This is a genomic window from Zobellella iuensis, from assembly GCF_016746085.1.
Classification (GTDB): Bacteria; Pseudomonadota; Gammaproteobacteria; order Enterobacterales; family Aeromonadaceae; genus Oceanimonas; species Oceanimonas iuensis.
The window spans coordinates 249,910-269,394 of the sequence record NZ_JAERTZ010000012.1; the positions used below are offsets into that span (position 1 = coordinate 249,910).

Annotated in this window: 20 protein-coding genes; 1 reads left to right on the top strand and 19 read right to left on the bottom strand. The window is 64.3% G+C overall.

Annotated elements, in window-relative coordinates:
• Positions 1-8: 8 nt before the first annotated feature.
• From rpoS to JKV55_RS04925, 13 genes are all read right to left on the bottom strand, one after another.
• Entirely contained in the window at positions 9-980 is a 972-nt protein-coding gene (rpoS, locus tag JKV55_RS04865) for an RNA polymerase sigma factor RpoS (RefSeq protein WP_202082730.1), read from the bottom strand.
• A gap of 42 nt (positions 981-1,022) precedes the next feature.
• Positions 1,023-1,850, bottom strand: a complete 828-nt coding sequence (locus tag JKV55_RS04870) for a peptidoglycan DD-metalloendopeptidase family protein (protein ID WP_439654897.1) — start codon at positions 1,848-1,850, stop codon at positions 1,023-1,025.
• A 197-nt stretch (positions 1,851-2,047) separates the two neighbouring features.
• Positions 2,048-2,629: a YqaA family protein gene (locus tag JKV55_RS04875; protein ID WP_202082732.1), complete on the bottom strand. Its 582-nt coding sequence runs from the start codon at positions 2,627-2,629 to the stop codon at positions 2,048-2,050.
• Positions 2,626-3,252 carry a protein-L-isoaspartate(D-aspartate) O-methyltransferase gene (locus JKV55_RS04880; protein WP_202082734.1) on the bottom strand — a complete coding sequence of 209 codons (627 nt, stop codon included), beginning with the start codon at positions 3,250-3,252 and terminating at the stop codon, positions 2,626-2,628. The genes JKV55_RS04875 and JKV55_RS04880 overlap by 4 nt, the downstream gene beginning before the upstream one ends.
• A gap of 3 nt (positions 3,253-3,255) precedes the next feature.
• Positions 3,256-4,002: a 5'/3'-nucleotidase SurE gene (gene surE / locus JKV55_RS04885; protein WP_202082735.1), complete on the bottom strand. Its 747-nt coding sequence runs from the start codon at positions 4,000-4,002 to the stop codon at positions 3,256-3,258.
• A complete protein-coding gene (gene truD / locus JKV55_RS04890) occupies positions 3,983-5,026 on the bottom strand; it encodes a tRNA pseudouridine(13) synthase TruD (protein WP_202082737.1) in 1,044 nt (347 codons plus the stop codon). The genes surE and truD overlap by 20 nt, the downstream gene beginning before the upstream one ends.
• A complete protein-coding gene (gene ispF, locus JKV55_RS04895) occupies positions 5,023-5,499 on the bottom strand; it encodes a 2-C-methyl-D-erythritol 2,4-cyclodiphosphate synthase (RefSeq protein ID WP_202082739.1) in 477 nt (158 codons plus the stop codon). The genes truD and ispF overlap by 4 nt, the downstream gene beginning before the upstream one ends.
• Positions 5,496-6,191 (bottom strand): 2-C-methyl-D-erythritol 4-phosphate cytidylyltransferase, encoded by a 696-nt coding sequence (gene ispD / locus JKV55_RS04900; protein WP_202082741.1) that lies wholly within the window; start codon positions 6,189-6,191, stop codon positions 5,496-5,498. The genes ispF and ispD overlap by 4 nt, the downstream gene beginning before the upstream one ends.
• Entirely contained in the window at positions 6,188-6,478 is a 291-nt protein-coding gene (gene ftsB, locus JKV55_RS04905; RefSeq protein WP_202082743.1) for a cell division protein FtsB, read from the bottom strand. Before ftsB ends, ispD begins: the two co-directional genes overlap by 4 nt.
• 103 nt (positions 6,479-6,581) lie before the next feature.
• Positions 6,582-7,883, bottom strand: a complete 1,302-nt coding sequence (gene eno, locus JKV55_RS04910) for a phosphopyruvate hydratase (RefSeq protein WP_202082745.1) — start codon at positions 7,881-7,883, stop codon at positions 6,582-6,584.
• Between the two features lie 88 nt (positions 7,884-7,971).
• On the bottom strand, positions 7,972-9,609 hold the full coding sequence (gene pyrG / locus JKV55_RS04915; protein ID WP_202082747.1) for a glutamine hydrolyzing CTP synthase: 1,638 nt from the start codon (positions 9,607-9,609) through the stop codon (positions 7,972-7,974).
• 410 nt (positions 9,610-10,019) lie between these two features.
• The gene (locus JKV55_RS04920) at positions 10,020-10,958 is read right to left on the bottom strand and encodes an electron transfer flavoprotein subunit alpha/FixB family protein (RefSeq protein ID WP_202082749.1); all 939 of its coding nucleotides are present in this window, start codon (positions 10,956-10,958) and stop codon (positions 10,020-10,022) included.
• Entirely contained in the window at positions 10,958-11,707 is a 750-nt protein-coding gene (locus JKV55_RS04925) for an electron transfer flavoprotein subunit beta/FixA family protein (RefSeq protein WP_202082751.1), read from the bottom strand. Before JKV55_RS04925 ends, JKV55_RS04920 begins: the two co-directional genes overlap by 1 nt.
• A gap of 129 nt (positions 11,708-11,836) precedes the next feature.
• On the opposite strand from JKV55_RS04925, the gene JKV55_RS04930 reads away from it, so the two are divergent.
• A complete protein-coding gene (locus JKV55_RS04930; protein ID WP_202082753.1) occupies positions 11,837-13,486 on the top strand; it encodes an electron transfer flavoprotein-ubiquinone oxidoreductase in 1,650 nt (549 codons plus the stop codon).
• A 181-nt stretch (positions 13,487-13,667) separates the two neighbouring features.
• On the opposite strand, the gene JKV55_RS04935 is transcribed toward JKV55_RS04930, so the two are convergent.
• From JKV55_RS04935 to JKV55_RS04960, 6 genes are all read right to left on the bottom strand, one after another.
• Positions 13,668-14,429, bottom strand: a complete 762-nt coding sequence (locus JKV55_RS04935; RefSeq protein WP_202082755.1) for an SDR family NAD(P)-dependent oxidoreductase — start codon at positions 14,427-14,429, stop codon at positions 13,668-13,670.
• Positions 14,430-14,431: 2 nt separating this feature from the next.
• A complete protein-coding gene (gene mmsB / locus JKV55_RS04940; protein ID WP_202082757.1) occupies positions 14,432-15,328 on the bottom strand; it encodes a 3-hydroxyisobutyrate dehydrogenase in 897 nt (298 codons plus the stop codon).
• Positions 15,329-15,342: 14 nt separating this feature from the next.
• Complete coding sequence (locus tag JKV55_RS04945) at positions 15,343-16,476, bottom strand: enoyl-CoA hydratase/isomerase family protein (protein ID WP_202082759.1); 1,134 nt, start codon at positions 16,474-16,476, stop codon at positions 15,343-15,345.
• Between the two features lie 9 nt (positions 16,477-16,485).
• Entirely contained in the window at positions 16,486-17,262 is a 777-nt protein-coding gene (locus JKV55_RS04950) for an enoyl-CoA hydratase (RefSeq protein WP_202082761.1), read from the bottom strand.
• A gap of 267 nt (positions 17,263-17,529) precedes the next feature.
• Positions 17,530-18,684, bottom strand: a complete 1,155-nt coding sequence (locus tag JKV55_RS04955) for an acyl-CoA dehydrogenase family protein (RefSeq protein WP_202082763.1) — start codon at positions 18,682-18,684, stop codon at positions 17,530-17,532.
• A 131-nt stretch (positions 18,685-18,815) separates the two neighbouring features.
• Positions 18,816-19,485, bottom strand: a 670-nt coding sequence (locus JKV55_RS04960) for an aldehyde dehydrogenase family protein (RefSeq protein WP_202082765.1), incomplete at its 5' end; no start/stop codon positions are given.

The following is a 19,485-nucleotide window of genomic DNA, read 5'->3' on the forward strand; positions in this document are numbered from 1 at the left end:
GTGGTTTATCAGTCGCTATGGAACAGGGTGTCGATGGACAAGCCCTGCTGGGTGAGGATTTCCTTCAGCCGGCGCAGGGCTTCCACCTGAATTTGCCGTACCCGTTCCCGGGTCAGGCCGATTTCCCGGCCCACGTCTTCCAGGGTCGAGGCTTCGTAGCCGAGCAGGCCGAAGCGTCGGGCCAGCACTTCCCGTTGCTTGGGATTGAGCTCTTCCAGCCAATGCACCAGGCTCAGGCGCATGTCGTCTTCCTGGGTTTCGGTCTCCGGATCCGTGTCGCGCTCGTCGGTGATCACATCCAGCAGCGCCTTGTCGCCGTCACCGCCGATAGGCGTATCGACCGAACTGATTTTCTCGTTCAGCTTGAGCATGCGGGACACGTCTTCCACCGGCTTGTCGAGGGCATCGGCGATTTCCTCGGCGGTGGGCTCATGATCCAACCGGTGCGCCAGTTCCCGGGCGGTGCGCAGGTAGACATTGAGTTCTTTGACCACATGGATAGGCAGGCGGATGGTGCGGGTCTGGTTCATGATGGCCCGCTCTATGGTCTGGCGGATCCACCAGGTGGCGTAGGTGGAAAAACGGAACCCCCGTTCGGGGTCGAATTTCTCCACCGCCCGGATAAGGCCGAGGTTGCCCTCTTCAATCAGATCCAACAGGGCCAGGCCCCGGTTGTTGTAACGGCGGGAAATCTTGACCACCAGCCGCAGGTTGGACTCGATCATCCGCTTGCGGGCGGCCAAATCGCCGCGCAGGGCGCGCCGGGCATAGTGGACTTCTTCCTCTGCGGTGAGCAGCGGAGAAAATCCGATTTCCCCCAGATACAGCTGGGTCACATCTAGAGTACGTTGGCTGGGGACGTTGAGGATTTCTTCTTCCTGAATACTCTCCTGGTCATCGCTGGCCGCGATCGCCTCCAGTTCAACATCGGCATCAAAATCCACGTCTTCGTCGTGGACCACTTCTTTGCTATGGCTCATGGCAGTTCTCCCTAAATCCGGGTACTACCCAACTCCCGGAGTCTATCGCTTCGGCAGATATCGCATCGGATCGACCGATGTCCCCTGATACCGGATTTCGAAATGCAACCGAACATCAGAGGTGTCACTGCTACCCATATCCGCTATGTGCTGACCTGCACTCACCGCTTCCTGCTCCTTGACCCGGAGCACTTCGTTGTGAGCATAGGCGGACAAATAATCATCATTGTGTTTGATGATGATCAGATTGCCGTAACCACGTAGCGCATTCCCTGCGTAAACTACCTTACCCGCAGCGGCCGCCTTGATGGCCTGGCCCCTGCTGCCCCGGATATCAATGCCTTTGTTGCCGGTTTCTGCCAGCGAGAACCCGGAAATAACGGGTCCCTGAGCCGGCCATTGCCAGGCGACAGCGGTATTGACAGCGGTGTTTTTTTGTACTTTGGGTTCAGCGTATGCTTTTCCTTGCGCGGGTGCAAGAGGCTTCGCTGCTTTTGACGGAGTGCTCGTACCAGCCGTTTTTGCGCCGGCACCGGCCGTGGTGACGGAAGTCGGGCGAGTCTCCTGGGTTCGAGGCAACACGGGCGTGGGTGACGTGGGTAGCGTGGTTTGCACCGTCACGGGCGGGTCCTGGGTGGGGCGCAGGGTCAGCTGCTGCCCCACGTAAATACGATAAGGCGGCTTGAGGTTATTCAGGGTGGCCAGATCCGCCACCGAATGGCCGGTTTGACGAGCGATGGCGTTAAGGGTATCCCCCCGACGCACACGATAAAACGCGCGAACACCACCGGGCACATCCAGCCGCAATACCTGTCCGGGAAAGATATGATAAGGCGGCTGAATCCCATTGTGGCGGGCCAGGGTCGGCACATCGGTGCCCGCCTGCCAGGCGATGGAGTAGAGGGTATCGCCCCGCACCACCCTATGGGTACGACCGTCGGCCTGTACCTGGGCACGGACTCCAACCCCCGTCACGGGGGCCGGGCGGGAGGCGGAGCAGGCGGTCAACAGGGCCAGCAACGCCAGGTTGACACACAACAGCCGAATAGAGCCGCTCCGCCTCCGCATCAGTTTCTCAGCAACAAATAGGCCACCACGGCCGCCGCTATGCATATCCAGCCGAGGATATCGATGTACTGGATAAGCTTGCGCTCCATGCGAACCCCGCCCCATACCATCAATCCCGAAACCAGGAAAAAGCGCAAGCCCCGTCCCACCAGGGAGATCAGCAGGAAAGGCAGAAACGCCATCTGTAGCAGGCCGGCCGTCACGGTAAAGACCTTATAGGGAATGGGCGTAAAACTGGCGATAAAAATAACCCAGACTCCCCACTCGCTGAACCACTGCTGAGCGACCTGCATCTTGTCCTGGTAGCCCATGGTGTTGATAAAAGGCTCTACCAGGGGTTCCCACAGGGCATAGCCCAGCAGGTAACCGAAGGCCGCCCCCAGCACCGAAAACACCGTGGCCATGGCGGCATAACGCCAGGCCCGTTCCGGTTTGGCCAGGGCCATGGGCGCCAGCATCACGTCTACCGGTACCGGCCAGAAAATAGACTCGACGAAACTGGTCATGGACAAGTACAGCGGCGCATGCCGGTGTACCGCCCACATCATCACTTGTCGATACAACCGCGAGAATATCTTCACTCAACATCACCCTTCACTAAAGGAACGAAGCGTACCGACCCCAGCTCGGTACGCGAGAAACTGTCGCCCCGGCGCTCGTAGCGCCACAGTGACTGCTGATGTTCGCCAACCGGAATCACCATGCAGCCGCCATCGGCCAGTTGCGACAGCAAGGCCTGTGGCGTTTCTTCGGCCGCCGCCGTGACCAGAATGGCATCGAAAGGGGCCTTGCTGGCCCAGCCCTGCCAACCATCACCATGCTTGGTGGACACATTGTGCAAATCGAGCCGCTGCAACCGGCGTCGGGCCTGGTATTGCAAGGCCTTGATCCGCTCTATGGTAAACACCTGCTCGACCAGTTGCGCCAGCACCGCGGTCTGGAAGCCGGAGCCGGTACCGATTTCCAGTACCCGCCGGGGCTGCTGGGCCAGCAGCACTTCGGTCATCCGTGCCACTATATAGGGTTGGGAGATGGTCTGGCCAAAACCGATGGGCAGGGCACTGTTTTCCCAGGCTTTATGCGCCATGGCCTCGTCGACAAACTGGGCCCGGGGCAGACAGGCCACGGCCCGCAATACCCGTTCATCCTTGATACCCTGCTGCTGCAGCAAACGATAGAGTTGTTGTCCCGCTAACGTTAGCACCCGTTACTCCACTTCTTTGATCCAACTGGCCAACGCCGCCATCTGGCTGTAAGCCGTCATGTCGATGGTCAGCGGGGTAATGGAGACGAAGCCCCGCTCCACCGCATCGAAATCGGTGCCTTCGCCCGCATCCTGCTTGGCGCCGGGAGGTCCTATCCAGTAAATGGGCCGGCCTCGGGGATCGAATTCCTTCAGCACCGCCTCGGATCTGTGCCGATTTCCCAAACGAGTCACTTTGATACCCTGAATCTCTGCCAGGGGCAAGTCGGGTATGTTGACGTTGAGGATCTGGTTGGCCGACAAGGGGGCCCGCAGCACCCCCTGCACCAACAGGGCAGCGTAGTGGGCGGCGGTGTCGAAGTGGCGGTCACCGCACAAGGACACCGCCACCGCCGGCAGCCCCAGGTGGCGACCTTCGGTGGCCGCCGCCACTGTGCCGGAATAGAGCACGTCGTCGCCCAGGTTGGCGCCGTGGTTGATGCCGGCCACCACCATGTCCGGGTCCGGATCCAGCAGGCTGTTCACCGCCCAGTGCACACAGTCGGTCGGGGTGCCCTTGACCGAATAGAAGCCGGTATCGTCGAGTTTGTCGGCCCGCAGCGGCACCTCCAGGGTCAGCGAGTGGCTGGCCCCACTGCGATTGCGATCCGGTGCCACCGTCACCACTTCGGCAAATTCCGCCAGTACCCGGCTCAGGGTCCGGATCCCCAGGGCATTGACCCCGTCATCGTTACTCACCAGTATCTTCATGGCTTCCGCTGTCCTTGATCAATTCACGCACCAGGCTGGTGGCATAACTGCCCGCCGGCAGCCAGAACGACAGCCGCAGGGCGTCGCCCTGCCGCTGCCATTGCAGCTGTTCCGGCTTGAGCAGCAGCGCCCGCCGCTCCTGCTTGAGGCCGTTGGCCTCGAGCCCGGCGCACAGCGCTTCCTGCCCCGTCAACGCGGCCTGTTCCAACTCGGCCGCCCCCCCCTGGCTCGGCAGCCGGCCACGCCCCCACAGGGGCGCACTCAGGCGGATATCACCCTCGGCAAAACGCACCTGCATCGCCTCATCCAGGGGGTTGCCTTCGCCCAGGGTAAAGAAAGACTGGCTGCCGGCCAGCATCACGCAGTCGCCGTCCAGCAACTGCTCGCCCAGCCCTTGCGCCAGACGATGACTGGCCGCCAGGTTGAACAGGTAGCTGCGCGCCGAGGACAGGAACAGCGAACGCTTGTTGCGATCCTTGATGCGCCGGCCGGCGAACATGGCCCTGGCCTGTTCCAGGTTACCGAAATCCCGGCCGAAGCGCTGGTCGCCATAGTAGTTGGGCACCCCCCGAGCGGCGATGGCGGCCAGGCGGGCGTCCAGCTCGCCTTCGCCTTCCAGCCCGCTGATCCTGAGTTCAAACCAGTTGCCCTTGAGGGCACCGGTTTTCAGCTTTTTATGGTGCCGGGCGATGGCCAGGATCTGGACATCGTCGTTCTCCAGCGGCGAAAAATCGGGCATCTCCTTGCCCGGCAGATGGACCCCGAACCATTGCTCGGTCACCGCATGGCGATCCTTCAGCCCGGCCCAGGTCACATCCCGTTGCGCGACCCCGGCCAACCGGGCCAGCTCGCGCGCCACCCACTGGGTATTCTGACCCCGTTTGCGTACATGCAGCAGGATATGCTCGCCCTCGCCGCCGGGTTCAAAGCCCAGATCCTCGCGTACAATAAAATCTTCGGGCACCGCCTTCAGGCGGCCATGGAACTGCGGTTGTCCGTGCAGATAATGCCAGTTGTTGCTCATCGTTTTACCAGTAACACCACGGCTTCGGCCGCGATGCCCTCTTTACGGCCGACGAAACCGAGCTGTTCGGTGGTCGTGGCCTTGACGTTAATCAGGGTAGTGTCAGCCTGCAGGTCGGCAGCAATATTGGCGACCATGGCATCGATAAAAGGCGCCAGCTTGGGCGCCTGGGCCAGTACGGTAATATCGGCGTTGCCGAGCACAAAGCCGGCCTGCCTGACCCGGTTGAACACGTCGCGCAGCAGGATGCGGCTGTCGATGCCGGCGAAGGCGGCATCGGTATCCGGAAAGTGCCGGCCGATATCACCGGCACCAATAGCCCCGAGCAGGGCATCGCTCAGGGCGTGCAGGATAACGTCACCGTCGGAATGGGCCAGCAGACCCTGCTGGTAGGGCACCGCTACCCCGGCCAGGATACAAGGGCCTTCGCCACCGAATTTATGCACGTCGAAACCGTGCCCGATTCGCATCATTGTTCGCTCTCTATCATCTGCTGCAGAAAAAAGCCCGCCAGTCCCAGGTCTTCCGGCCGGGTGATCTTGATATTGTCGGCCCGTCCCTCGACCAGGCGGGGACGGAAGCCGGCCCATTCCATGGCCGAGGCTTCGTCGGTAATGTCGCAACCGGCGGCCAGGGCGGCGGCCAACGCCTCCCGCAACGGACGGGTGGCAAAACACTGGGGGGTAAGCGCATGCCAGAGTTCATCCCTGGACACACTGCCGCTGATGGCCCCATGGCCATCCCCCCGTTTCATGCTGTCCCGCACCCGGCACGCCAGTATGGCGCCTTCATGCTGCCGCCCCGCCGCCAACACCGCCTCCAGATCAGCCGGGTGCAGACAAGGCCGGGCCGCGTCATGTACCAGCACCCAGTCGGTCTCGACCCGGGCCAGGGCGTTGAGCACCGAGTCGGCCCTTTCCTTGCCACCGTTCACCCGCAACACCCGGGGATCCCGGGCGATGGCCAGGGCCGGAAACCAATGGTCATGCTCCGCCGTGGCAACAATGACTCGCCCTATGGCGGGATGTTCCAGCAGGCGGTTCAGGGTATGTTCCAGCACGGTACTGCCGAGCAGCGGCAGATACTGTTTGGGCAGGCCCGCGGCCATGCGCTTGCCGACCCCGGCCGCCGGTACGACCGCGGTAAAGGATGACGGCGGCTTCATGGTTGTGGCGTATCTTGTGCCGGCAACAGCCGGTAGAAGGTTTCTCCCGGCTTGATCATGCCCAGATCATTGCGCGCCAGTTCTTCCACCGCGGCCAGGCCGTTGTTGAGATCTTCGATCTCCCGGTAGAGCAGGCCATTGCGCGCCACCAGCTGCTCGTTATCTTCCAGTTGACGGGCCACGTTGGCCCTGGCTTCGTTATATTCGGCCAGGCCGTTCTTTCCCCACCAAAGGTGGTGCTGCAAGGCGCCCAGCAGGGCGAGCAGTATCAGCGTCAGGGTGCGCATCCATCCTCCTAAGTTGCGCGCTAGTTTCCCATATTCATGCGCCGAACAAAAGAAACCCCGCTGATGCGGGGTTTCGATATCACGACAGGATGAACGTCAGGGCTCAGGCCTGGCCTTTCACCTCGGCCAGACCGCGGTAGGGGGCCTTGGCACCCAGCTCTTCCTCGATACGGATCAGCTGGTTGTACTTGGCGATACGGTCGGAGCGGCTCATGGAGCCGGTCTTGATCTGACCGGCACAGGTGCCTACCGCCAGGTCGGCGATGGTGGCGTCTTCGGTCTCGCCGGAGCGGTGGGAGATGACGGCGGTGTAGCCGGCGTCCTTGGCCATCTTGATGGCGTTCAGGGTCTCGGTCAGGGAACCGATCTGGTTGAACTTGATCAGGATGGAGTTGGCGATGCCCTTGTCGATGCCTTCTTTCAGGATCTTGGTGTTGGTCACGAACAGATCGTCACCCACCAGCTGGATCTTGTCGCCCAGCACCTTGGTCTGGTAGGCGAAGCCATCCCAGTCGGACTCGTCCAGGCCGTCTTCGATGGAGACGATCGGGTACTGCTTGGTCAGCTCTTCCAGGTAATGGGTGAATTCCTGGGAAGAGAACACCTTGCCTTCGCCCTTCAGGTTGTAGTTGCCCTTTTCCTTGTCGAAGAACTCGGAAGCGGCACAGTCCATGGCCAGGGTCACGTCCTGGCCCAGCACGTAACCGGCTTGCTCCACGGCTTCCTTGATGGCGGCCAGGGCGGCGGCGTTGGACTCCAGATCGGGAGCGAAACCACCCTCGTCACCCACGGCGGTGGACAGGCCCTTGGCCTTCAGCACCTTGGCCAGGTTGTGGAACACCTCGGCGCCGATGCGCAGGGCTTCCTTGATGTTCTTGGCGCCGACCGGCTGGATCATGAACTCCTGGATGTCGACGTTGTTGTCGGCATGCTCACCGCCGTTGATGATGTTCATCATCGGCAGCGGCATGGAGAACTGGCCGGCGGTGCCGTTCAGCTCGGCAATCCAGGCGTACAGGGGCAGGCCCTTGGCGGCGGCGGCGGCCTTGGCGGTGGCCAGGGACACGGCCAGGATGGCGTTGGCGCCCAGGCTGGCCTTGTTCTCGGTGCCGTCCAGGTCGATCATGATCTGGTCGATCTCGGCCTGCTGGGTGGCGTCCTTGCCGGCGAGGGCGGCGGCGATCTTGTCGTTGATGTTGGCCACGGCAACCTGTACCCCTTTGCCCAGGAAGCGGGACTTGTCGCCGTCACGCAGTTCCAGCGCTTCGCGGGAGCCGGTGGAGGCACCGGACGGCGCCGCGGCGCGGCCCATGAAACCACCTTCCAGGTAGACGTCGGCTTCAACTGTGGGGTTACCGCGGGAGTCGATGATTTCGCGACCGATCACTTTAACAATCTTTGCCATTCTCTCTTTCCTCTTGAGTTAAAAAGTAAAACGAAACAAAGCACTATAAAAATACGGCCAAGCCAGGTGGCTCAGCCGTAGGATCAGGTTATTCCAGTTCACCCTGCTGGTGTTGGCCCGCCGCCTTCACAAAACCGGCGAACAGGCCGTGGCCGTCGCGGGGCGTGGAGGTGAACTCGGGGTGGAACTGGGCCGCCACGAACCAGGGGTGATCCGGGTTCTCGATGATCTCCACCAGTTTCTTGTCGGCGGAACGGCCGGTCACTTTCAGGCCCGCCGCTTCAATCTTGGGCAGCAGCCGGTTGTTGACTTCATAACGGTGGCGGTGACGCTCGTAGATGGTATCGGAGCCATACAGGGCATGCACCTTGGAACCCGGTTCCAGGTGGCACAGCTGGGCCCCCAGGCGCATGGTGCCGCCCAGATCCGACTGTTCGTCACGTACTTCCACCTTGCCTTCTTCATCCACCCATTCGGTGATCAGCCCCACTACCGGGTAGGGGCTTTGCTTGTCGAACTCGGTGGAGTGGGCGCCTTCCAGGCCGGCCACGTTGCGGGCGTATTCGATCAGTGCCACCTGCATCCCCAAACAGATGCCGAGGTAGGGCACGCGGTGCTCCCGGGCATAGCGGGCCGCCATGATCTTGCCCTCGACCCCACGCTCGCCGAAGCCGCCGGGCACCAGGATGGCGTCCAACCCCTCGAGCAACCCCAGGCCCTTGCTTTCCAGATCCTGGGAGTCGATGTACTTGATGTTGACGGTGAGCCGGTTCTTCAGGCCGCCGTGCTTGAGTGCCTCGTTGACCGACTTGTAGGCATCGGGCAGCTCGACGTACTTGCCCACCATACCAATGGTTACTTCCCCCACCGGATTGGCTTCTTCGTAAATCACCTGTTCCCATTCGGACAGATCCGAGGGCGGACAATCCAGGGCAAAGCGGCGGACCACCAGCTCATCCAGCCCCTGGGAACGCAGCAACGCCGGGATCTTGTAGATGGAGTCCACGTCTTTCAGGGAAATCACGGCCTTTTCGGACACATTGCAGAACAGGGCAATCTTGGCGCGCTCGTTGGGCGGAATGGCCCGGTCGCTGCGGCAGATCAGGATATCGGGCTGGATGCCGATAGACAGCAGCTCCTTGACCGAATGCTGGGTCGGCTTGGTCTTCACCTCGCCGGCGGCCGCCATATAGGGCACCAGGGTCAGGTGCATGAAGAGGGTATTTTCCCGGCCCACTTCCACCGCCAGCTGACGCAGCGCCTCGAGGAACGGCAACGATTCGATATCGCCCACGGTGCCGCCGACTTCCACAATGGCCACCTGATGCCCTTCGGCGCCGGCAATCACCCTGTCCTTGATGGCGTTGGTGATATGGGGGATCACCTGTATGGTCGCGCCCAGGTAGTCGCCGCGCCGTTCCTTACGCAGCACGTCCGCATAGATACGACCGGTGGTGAAATTGTTGCGGCGGGTCATCTTGGTACGGATGAAACGCTCGTAATGGCCGAGGTCCAGGTCGGTTTCGGCACCGTCGTCAGTCACGAAAACTTCACCGTGCTGGGTCGGGCTCATGGTTCCCGGATCCACGTTGATATAGGGATCCAGCTTCATAATGGTCACATTAAGACCGCGAGCCTCGAGGATGGCCGCCAGGGAGCCGGCCGCAATGCCTTTACCCAAGGAGGACACTACCCCACCAGTAACAAAAATATATTTAGTCGTCATGCTGAACCTGAAGAAAGCTAGGGAACGAATGAAATGTGGAATTCAAGACGGGGTCATAGTATACGCAAGATGCCCGATAACGACAATGAAACAATGTCCGGGCTAAGGCGCTTAAAGCCGTCCTGTTCCGCATTCGAACCTGCTGCCGGCGGAAGACTGAACGGCACTATAACGTTTTATGTAGTTTTATTACAACAAAATGTAACACCCAAAGCTTGATGCAGATCAGATAAAACGACATTCACCCGAGAGCCTGTTTGCGATCTGCTGTACTCGGCCAAACGCGGTATCGCTTTCTGATACCACTATCAGGCCAAGGCGGAGCTTGAAAGAGGCGACAAGGATTGCCTCTTTGCCGAGTCGTTACAGACAAGCTGCGCAACGACTTTGAACAGGCTCTAAGAACCTGTTTACGATCCTGGCGCCAGTTGCCTTTCCAGCTCGGGCAGCACATCGAACAAGTCCGCCACCAGGCCGTAATCCGCCACCTGGAAGATGGGCGCCTCCGCATCCTTGTTGATGGCCACTATCACCCTGGAGTCCTTCATCCCCGCCAGGTGCTGGATGGCGCCGGACAGGCCCACGGCGATATAGAGTTCGGGCGCCACTATCTTGCCGGTCTGGCCCACCTGCATGTCGTTGGCGGCAAAGCCCGCGTCCACCGCCGCCCGGCTGGCGCCGACGGCGGCGCCCAGCCGGTCCGCCAGCCGTTCCAGCAAGGCGAAGTTGTCCTTCGAGCCCAGGCCCCGGCCGCCGGAGATCACCACCCGCGCCGAGGTGAGCTCGGGCCGCTCGCTCGGGCTCAGTTCCTCGCCCAGGAACCGGCTGCCAGCCGGGCCGGCGACGGGCGCCAGCACCTCTATCGGTGCCGCCTGCTCGCCCGGCATGACCGCCTCGAAGGCGATGGCGCGCACCGTCAGCACCTTGATGGCATCGAGGGACTGCACGGTGGCGATGGCGTTGCCCGCATAGATGGGTCGGACGAAGGTATCCGGCGCCTCGATGGCGATCACCTCGGACACCATGCCCAGGTCGAGCAGGGCCGCCACCCTCGGCATCAGGTTCTTGCCGAAGGTGGTGGCCGGCGCCAGCAGGTGGCAGTAGCCGCCCGCCAGGGCCGCCACCTGGGCCGCACCCGCCTCCGCCAACTGGTGCTCATGGCCGGCGTGCTCCGCCAGCAACACCTTGCGTACTCCGAGACGGGCGGCGGCCTCGGCCACCGCCCGGCAGCCCTTGCCCATCACCAGCAGCTCGATGTCCGTCCCCAGCCGGGTGGCGGCCCCCAGTACATGCAGGGTAGCCGGCTTCAGGGACTCGTTGTCGTGTTCCGCTATCACCAGAGTCGTCATCAGATCACCTTCGCCTCGTGCTTGAGCTTGTCCACCAGCTCGGCCACATCGGCCACCTTGATGCCGGCCTTGCGCACCGGCGGCGGCGTCACCCTGAGCACCCGGGAATGGGCCCTGGGCGTGATCCCGAGGTCGTCCGGGGTCAGGGTCTCCAGGGGTTTCTGTTTGGCCTTCATGATATTGGGCAGGGAGGCATAGCGCGGCTCGTTGAGCCGGAGATCCGTGGTCACCACCGCCGGCAGGGCCAGCGCCAGGGTCTGCAGGCCGCCGTCCACCTCCCGGGTGACCAGGAGCTCGTCGCCTTCGAGCTCGATGCGCGAGGCGAAGGTGCCCTGGGGCCAGCCCTTGAGCGCCGCCAGCATCTGCCCCACCTGGTTGTTGTCGGTATCGATGGACTGCTTGCCGAGCAGCACCAGCCCGGGCTGCTCCCGCTCGCACAAGGCGGCCAGCAGCCTGGCCACGGTGAGCGGCTCGGCGACCTCGGCGCTCTGCACCAGCACCGCCCGGTCCGCCCCCAGCGCCAGCGCCGCCCGCAGTTGCTCCTGGGCCGCGGCGGGGCCGACGGAGACGGCGACGATTTCCGACACCCAGCCCTTTTCCTTCATGCGCACCGCCTCTTCCACCGCGATGTCGCAGAAGGGGTTGGCCGCCATCTTGACGTTGGCCAGATCCACCTCGCTCTGATCCGCCTTGACCCTGACCTTGACGTGGTAGTCAATCACCCGCTTTATCGTGACCAGTACCTTCATGCCCGCCCCCGGCTCTGTGGGATTCGAGTTAATACTAATCCATCCCCGCCGATCCTGCCGCCCGGGAGTTTGTTAAATACCGCAACCAATACAATACTTTAGCCATGTGCCCAGGTTCGGAGCCGGAATATGGAAAGGGAGTCGATGGAATTTGACGTGGTCATAGTGGGCGCCGGCCCGGCCGGCCTGAGCGCCGCCTGCCGGCTGATGCAGGAGGCGGCGTCCCGGAATTTGTCCTTGAACGTTTGCCTGGTGGAAAAGGGCGCCGAGGTGGGCGCCCATATCCTCTCCGGCGCCCTGCTGGAGACCCGGGCCCTGGACGAGCTGTTTCCCGACTGGCGGGCGCGGGGCGCCCCGGTACATACCCCGGTTACCGAGGATCGCTTCTATATGCTGAGCAGCGAGCGGGGCGGCCTGGAGCTGCCTCCCGCCCTGGTGCCCTCCCCCCTGCACAACGAGGGCAACTACATAATAAGCCTCGGCAACCTGTGCCGCTGGCTGGCCACCCAGGCCGAGCAACTGGGGGTGGCCGTCTTTCCCGGCTTCGCCGCCCAGGCGCCCCTCTACGACGACCAGGGCCGGGTGACCGGAGTGCTCACCGGCGATATGGGACTGGCGGCGGACGGTAGCCCCAAGGCCAATCACGTGCCGGGCCTGGAACTGCGCGCCCGCTATACCTTGTTCGCCGAGGGCTGCCGCGGCCATATCGGCAAGGAGCTGATCGCCCGCTTCGGCCTGGACCAGGGCCGGGATCCCCAGCACTACGCCATCGGCATCAAGGAGCTGTGGCAGCTCGCCCCCGAACGCCACCGGCCGGGCCTGGTGCTGCACGGTGCCGGCTGGCCGCTCGAGGAAGACAGCGGCGGCGGCTTCTTCCTCTACCACGGCGACGACGGCCAGGCGGCGGTGGGGCTTATCGTGGATCTCAACTACCGCAACCCCCATCTCAGTCCTTTCGACGAATTCCAGCGGCTCAAGCACCACCCGCTGCTGGCCCGTCACCTGTACGACGGCAAGCGGCTGGCCTACGGCGCCCGGGCCATCACCAAGGGCGGCCTGAACTCCTTGCCGCGCATGACGATGCCCGGCGCCCTGCTGCTAGGCTGCGATGCCGGCACCCTCAACGGCGCCAAGATCAAGGGCATCCATACCGCCATGAAATCCGGCATGCTGGCCGCCGAGACGGTGGTGCAGGCCCTGGCGGCGGGGGACCAGGGCGGCAATAGCCTCACCGCCTTCGACAACGCCTTGCGCTCGTCCTGGCTGCACCAGGAACTGCACCAAAGCCGCAACTTCGTGCCCGCCCTGCACAGGCTGGGACCCTGGCTGGGCGGCGCCTTCAACACCCTCAACCACAACGGGCTGGGGGGCCGGCTGCCCTTCACCCTGCACGACAGAACGCCGGATCACGCCACCCTGGCCCCGGCGGCGAAGAGCCGCAAGCCGGACTACCCGAAACCGGACGGCCAACTCTCCTTCGACAGGCTGTCGTCGGTCTACCTGGCCAACACCGGCCACGACGAGGACCAGCCCTGCCACCTGCAGCTGCTGGATCCGGAGATCCCGCTGCGGGACAACCTGCCCCGCTACCAGGAGCCGGCCCAGCGCTATTGCCCGGCGGGGGTCTACGAGGTGGTGGAGCAGGAAGGTGAGTCCCGTTTCCAGATCAATGCCGCCAACTGTGTGCACTGCAAAACCTGCGACATCAAGGATCCGGCCCAGAATATCCGCTGGGTGCCACCGGAAGGGGGAAGTGGTCCCAACTACCCCAATATGTAGCCATAAAAAAACCCTGAAGGCAGTGATTCCATGACCGAAGGGAACCAGTGCGTTCAGGGATATGGCAGTGATTATTATCGTTTTATTGTTCGCTCTGTTAACGCAGGCAGGCACGTCCGTTGCTGTGCGTTGCAAAAAACCTTACCCCCGTGCGGGCATTCAGACAAGCTAGACTTTAGTCCTACAGCCGCAGGCCGCCGTCCATTTCCAGCATGCGGCCATGGAAGTAGTCGTTCTCGATGATGTACTGCAGGCTGTGCACCAGCTCTTCCACCTGCGCCAGGCGCCCCAGGGGAATATCGCGGGTGATGCGCTCCATCGCCTCGGGCTTCATCTGGGCGGTCATGGCGGTGGCGATCACCCCGGGGGCGATGCCCGCCACCCGGATGCCGTAGCGGCTGAGTTCGCCGGCCCAGCACACCACCAGGGCCGCCACCCCGGCCTTGGTGGCCGAGTAGTTGCTCTGGCCCCGGTTGCCGGCCCGGGCCACCGAGGAGATATTGACGATAAGGCCGCCCCGGCCCCGCTCGGCCATGATGGCCGCCGCCTCCCGGCCGCACAGGAAGGTGCCGGTGAGGTTGACGTCCACCACCTGCTGCCACTGCTGCAGGCTCATCCTGCCGGCAGGCTTGCCCTCCACAAGCTTGATCAGCAAGGCGTCGCGCATCAGGCCGGCGTTGTTGACCAGCACATCCAGCCCGCCCAGCTCCCGTACTATGTGGCCGAAGCTGTCCGCCACCTGTCGCTCGTCGGCGATATCACACAGGTGCACCGCCACCCGGGCCCCGGTGGCGGCCACCATTTCGCCGCTTTTGGCCAGATCCGGTTCGTTGTTGTCGAGCAGCGCCAGACTGGCGCCCTGGCGTGCCAGCTGCCGGGCCATGGCCTGCCCCAGGCCCCGGCCGGCGCCGGTGATCACCACCACCTTGCCCCTGATATCCATGGCTATTCGCCCCCTTGCCGGAACATCCGAAACAGGCTGGAGAAGTCGAGTTCGCCATGACCCGCCACCTGATGCAGGTTGAACAGGGCCTTGGCGGCGGCCCCCATGGGCACCGGCGAACCGCTGTCCCGGCTGAGCTCCATGGCGATATTCAGATCCTTACACATCAGGTTGACCTGGAAGCCGCCCCGGTAGCCGCGGGCGGCGGGCACATTTTCCATCACCCCCGGCACCGGGTTGTAGAGCTGCAGCGCCCAGTTGCTGCCCGAACTCTGCTTGATGATCTCCGACAGCACCTTGGGATCCAGGCCGTTGTTGATGCCCATGTTGAGCGCCTCGCAGGTACCCGCCATCAGCACCGCCAGCAGCATGTTATTGCAGGCCTTGGCCATCTGGCCGGCGCCATGGGGACCGGCGTGGAACACGTTCTTGCCTATCTGGCGCAGCACCGGCTCGGCCCGGACAAACTGATCCCCGCTGCCGCCGACGATAAAGGTGAGGGTGCCGGCCTGGGCCCCGGCCACACCGCCGGACACGGGGGCATCGATAAAGTCCAGGCCATGGGCCGTGGCCCGCTGGGCCGTGGCCTTGGCGGTGGCCGCATCTATGGTGGAGCAATCGATCACCAGGGTGCCCGGCGCCATCCGCTCGAACAGGGGCTCCGGGCCCGTCATATAGAGCCCTTCCACCTGGCGGCCACTCTGCAGCATGGAGATCACCACCTGGGCGTGCTTGACCACCTCGGTGGCGCTGGTTTCCGGGATGCAGCCGGTGCCGGCGGCCCGGCTGACCGCCTCGGGCTGCAGATCGAACACCTGAACCCTGTGCCCGGCCTTGACCAGGTTGGCGGCCATGGGGCCGCCCATATTGCCTAAACCGATAAATGCGATGGTTGCCATGGTGCTTGCCTCCGTTACAGATCCTGCAATGGGCTCCGGGGCCAGGGCGGGGTGAACAGGGCGGCCAGCAGCGCCTCGTCCACCTGCTCCAGGGTCCCGAAGCTCCAGTCGGGGTGGTTGTCCTTGTCGATAAGCCGGGCCCGCACTCCTTCGGCGAACTCCCGATACCGGCACAGCTGCACCGACAGCGCCAGCTCCCGGCGGAATACCTCGGCCAGGGAGCAATGCCGGCAGCGGCGCAGTTGTTCGTCTATCACCCGGATGGCCAGCGGACTGCCCGCCGCCAGGCCCTGCCGGGCCCGCTCGAACCAGGGAGAGTCGAAATCCGCGTCGAGGATGGCCGCCACCCTGTCCGTCAGGCGCTCCCGGTCCATCAGCCGGCGGATGCCGTCCTGGTGTTCCCGCAGGGGCGAGGGCTGCTCGGCGAACACCTCAAGCGACGCCGCTTCCAATTGCCGCAGCACCCGGCCGACGGCCACGGCGGGATCCCGCCAGTCGGCCACTTCCTGCAGACGGGGCAGCCACTCGGCCCGCTGGCTCGCGGCGATGGCCCTGCTGGCCAGCCCCAGCCAGAGGCTGTCGTTGGCGTTCAACTGGCAGCCGGTGAGGGCGATGAACTCCCCCAGCCCCGGCGGCAGGCGGTTGAGGAACCAGCTGCCGCCCACGTCCGGATAGAGGGCGATGGTCACCTCCGGCATCGCCAGCCGGCTGCTTTCGGTGACGATGCGCTGCCGGCTGGCGCTGAACAGCCCCAGGCCGCCGCCCATGACGATGCCGCCGCCCCAGCAGATCACCGGCTTGGGGTAGTCATGCAGCAAGTAATCCAGCCGGTATTCCCGCTCGAAAAAACGCGCCGCCGGCTCAGGGATAGGCCCCATGCCCAGCTCATCGAGGGGGCCAGCCTCCCGGGCCGAGGTGATGGCCCGGTACAGCCCCACCACGTCGCCGCCGGCGCAGAAGGCCCGGTCACCGGCGCCTTCGAGCAGCACCGCCACCAGCCCCTCATCCTGCCGCCAGGCGGCCAGCTGGGGCAGCATCCCTTCTATCATCTCCAGGCTCAGGGCGTTGAGGCTGCGCGCGTTGTCGAGCACCAGCCGGCCGATACGCCGGCCGCCGCCCGTGGCATGCTCTTCGACTATCAGGCTCATGGGCTCTCCTTAGCGGTTGCGCCATTGGGGCGGGCGTTTTTCCAGGAAGGCGTTGACCCCTTCCCGCTGATCCTCGGTGTCGAACAAATCCACAAACTCCTCCCGCTCCCGGATATAGCCCTGCGCCAGGGGCCGGCTGCGGGCCGACTGGATCAGCCGCTTGCAGGCGGCCAGCGACGAGGGGCTCTGCTGCTCCGCCTGGCGGGCCAGCTCCAGGGCCCGGTTGAGGGCCTGCCCTGGCGGCACCACCTCCTCCACCAGGCCGATGGCCAGGGCCCGCTCGGCATCCAGCCGCTCGCCGCAGAGGATAAGGCGCTTGGCCCAGCCCTCGCCCACCAGCCAGGTCAGGTTCTGGGTGCCGCCGGCGCAGGGCAGCAACCCCACCTTGGCCTCGGGCAGGGCCATCACCGCCTGCCGGCCGGCCACGCGCAGATCGCAGGCCAGGGCCGCCTCCAGGCCGCCGCCCATGGCGTAGCCGTCGATGGCGGCGATGGACAGGCCGCGAAACCGGCTCAGGGCCTCGAAGGCCTCGCCGAAGCGCCGCGCCATCTCCCGCGCCACCGCCCGGTCGCCGTCGGCGAACAGCTTGAGATCGGCCCCGGCGGAAAAGAACCTGTCCCCCGCCCCGGTCAGCACCAGGCTCCAGATCTCCCGGTCGGCGTTCAGTTGCGCCACCCGCTCGGCCAGGGCCGAGAGGCTTGCCGCCGTCCAGGTATTGGCGGGCGGGTTGTCCATGGTCAGGATGGCGGTATGGCCTTGTTGTTCAAAACGAATAGCGGTGGTCATGGGGGCACCTCTCTATGACTATGGCCAGTGGTGATAGAGCGCCGGGAACAGCTATGACACAGACGCCGCCCATGCCCAAAAGGAGAACAAAGGGGACCGAGGAGCCGACCGTGACATGCCAGGGATGGCATGTCCGAGCCCACATGGACGTGCTTGTAGCGTGTCGGCGTAGCGGCCCCCTTTGGTCTCCTCCGCCCATCTCACGGACGGCATCACCGAACTGGCACACAGGTACTGACATCAACTCAAGCTCCCTATGCGAACCCATCACAGCTCCCCGCTGCCTTCCGCCAGTACCCGACGGGCGATCAGCAGCCGCATGATCTCGTTGGTGCCCTCCAGGATGCGGTGCACCCGGGTATCCCTCAGGTAACGCTCGAGCGGGTATTCGCGGATATAGCCGTAGCCGCCGTACAGCTGCAGCGCCTGATCGCACACCTTGAAGCCGGCATCGGTGGCAAAGCGCTTGGCCATGGCGCAGTAGGTGGTGGCGTCCGGATGGCCCGCATCGAGTCGGCTCGCCGCCAGCCGCACCAGCTGGCGCGCCGCCACCAGCTCGGTGGCCATGTCGGCGATGCTGAACTGCAGCGCCTGGAACTCGGCCAGCTTGCGGCCGAACTGGCTGCGCTCCTGCAGGTACTGGCGCGCCTTGTTGAGCGCCTGCTGGGCGGTGCCCACCGAGCAGCTGGCGATATTGATACGGCCTCCGTCCAGCCCCTTCATCGCCAGCTTGAAGCCCTCGCCCTCCGCCCCCAGCCGCTGGCCGGCGGGCACCCGCACCCGCTCGAAGGTGACGGTGCGGGTGGGCTGGCTGTTCCAGCCCATCTTGTCCTCGGGCCGGCCGTAGACGATGCCGGGGCTGTCGGCGTCCAGGGCGAAGGCGGAGATGCCGCCCGCGCCCTCGCCGCCGGTGCGGGCCATCACCACCAGCACCTGGGTGCTGCCGGCGCCGGAGATGAACATCTTGCTGCCGTTCAGTTCATACTGGTCGCCGTCGCGGCGGGCGCTGGTCCTGAGGGAGGCGGCGTCGGAGCCGGCGTTGGGCTCGGTCAGGCAGTAGGAACCGAGCAGCCGTCCACTGACCAGCCCCTCGCCCCAGCGCGCCCAGGTCTCTTCACTGCCGGCGCTCGCCACCATCCAGGTCACCATGTTGTGGATGGTGAGGAAAGCGGTGGTGGAGGTGCAGCCCATGGCCAGGCGCTCGAAGATGATGCTGGCGTCGAGCCGGCTCAGCCCCAGGCCGCCGGCGGACTCGGGGGTATAGAGGGCGCAGAGCCCCAGCCCGCCCGCCTTGTGCAAGGTCTCGACCGGGAAGTGGTGGTCCCGGTCCCAATCGGCGGCATGAGGCTCCAGCTCGTTGCGGGCAAAGTCATCGGCCAGGGCCGCAAAGGCCCGCTGTTCGTCGCTCAGTTCAAAGTCCATGCAAGCTCCCTCCGGTCGCGGCTAAAGGCTGGAAGCTGGAAGCTGCCAGAGATTAACGGTTTTCCCTCACTCTCTGCTTCCATCCAGCCCCCCCACTGCCCTGATAGCTGATAGCTGATAGCTGATAGCCTTTATTTCAGATGAATCGACATATTGGGTCCGGCCACCGCCTCGTCCTCGAACCAGCGGGCGGTGATGGTCTTGGTTTCGGTGTAAAAACGCACCGCCTGCTTGCCGTAGGCGTGCAGGTCGCCGTAGAAGGAGCGGCGCCAGCCGGTGAAGGAGAAAAAGGGCAGCGGCACCGGTATGGGCACGTTGATGCCCACCTGGCCCACCTTGATCTCGTGCTGGTACTTGCGCGCCGCCGCACCCGAGGCGGTGAAGATGGAGGTGCCATTGCCGTAGGGGTTGGCGTTAACCAGATTGATGGCCTGGTCCAGGCTATCCGCCTCCATCAGCAACAGCACCGGGCCGAAGATCTCCTCCCGGTAGAGCGCCATCTCAGGAGTCACGCCACGGAACAGGGTGGGCCCCACCCAGTTGCCGTGGGGGTAGCCGTCCACCGTGCAGTGGCTGCCGTCGAGCAGGCACTCGGCCCCCTCGGCCTGGCCCCCGGCGATCAGCCGCAGCACCCGCTCCCGGGCCGCTTTGCTGATCAGCGGGCCGTAGCCGGCGTCGGGATCGTCCCAGGCGCCGGGCCGCACCCGGGCCATGGCGTCTTTCAGCTCCGGGATCCATTCCCTGGCCTCGCCCACCAGCACCGCCACCGAGATCGCCATGCAGCGCTGGCCGGCGGCGCCC

Excerpts from the sequence above, each read along its gene's own strand:
- JKV55_RS04925 (WP_202082751.1), bottom strand. The coding sequence starts at position 11,707 with ATGAAGGTACTGGTCACGATAAAGCGGGTGATTGACTACCACGTCAAG.
- surE (WP_202082735.1), bottom strand. The coding sequence starts at position 4,002 with ATGAAGATACTGGTGAGTAACGATGACGGGGTCAATGCCCTGGGGATC.
- ispF (WP_202082739.1), bottom strand. The coding sequence starts at position 5,499 with ATGATGCGAATCGGGCACGGTTTCGACGTGCATAAATTCGGTGGCGAA.
- eno (WP_202082745.1), bottom strand. The coding sequence starts at position 7,883 with ATGGCAAAGATTGTTAAAGTGATCGGTCGCGAAATCATCGACTCCCGC.
- JKV55_RS04930 (WP_202082753.1), top strand. The coding sequence starts at position 11,837 with ATGGAAAGGGAGTCGATGGAATTTGACGTGGTCATAGTGGGCGCCGGC.
- JKV55_RS04935 (WP_202082755.1), bottom strand. The coding sequence starts at position 14,429 with ATGGATATCAGGGGCAAGGTGGTGGTGATCACCGGCGCCGGCCGGGGC.
- rpoS (WP_202082730.1), bottom strand. The coding sequence starts at position 980 with ATGAGCCATAGCAAAGAAGTGGTCCACGACGAAGACGTGGATTTTGAT.
- truD (WP_202082737.1), bottom strand. The coding sequence starts at position 5,026 with ATGAGCAACAACTGGCATTATCTGCACGGACAACCGCAGTTCCATGGC.
- ispD (WP_202082741.1), bottom strand. The coding sequence starts at position 6,191 with ATGAAGCCGCCGTCATCCTTTACCGCGGTCGTACCGGCGGCCGGGGTC.
- pyrG (WP_202082747.1), bottom strand. The coding sequence starts at position 9,609 with ATGACGACTAAATATATTTTTGTTACTGGTGGGGTAGTGTCCTCCTTG.
- ftsB (WP_202082743.1), bottom strand. The coding sequence starts at position 6,478 with ATGCGCACCCTGACGCTGATACTGCTCGCCCTGCTGGGCGCCTTGCAG.
- mmsB (WP_202082757.1), bottom strand. The coding sequence starts at position 15,328 with ATGGCAACCATCGCATTTATCGGTTTAGGCAATATGGGCGGCCCCATG.
- JKV55_RS04955 (WP_202082763.1), bottom strand. The coding sequence starts at position 18,684 with ATGGACTTTGAACTGAGCGACGAACAGCGGGCCTTTGCGGCCCTGGCC.
- JKV55_RS04945 (WP_202082759.1), bottom strand. The coding sequence starts at position 16,476 with ATGAGCCTGATAGTCGAAGAGCATGCCACGGGCGGCGGCCGGCGTATC.
- JKV55_RS04920 (WP_202082749.1), bottom strand. The coding sequence starts at position 10,958 with ATGACGACTCTGGTGATAGCGGAACACGACAACGAGTCCCTGAAGCCG.
- JKV55_RS04950 (WP_202082761.1), bottom strand. The coding sequence starts at position 17,262 with ATGACCACCGCTATTCGTTTTGAACAACAAGGCCATACCGCCATCCTG.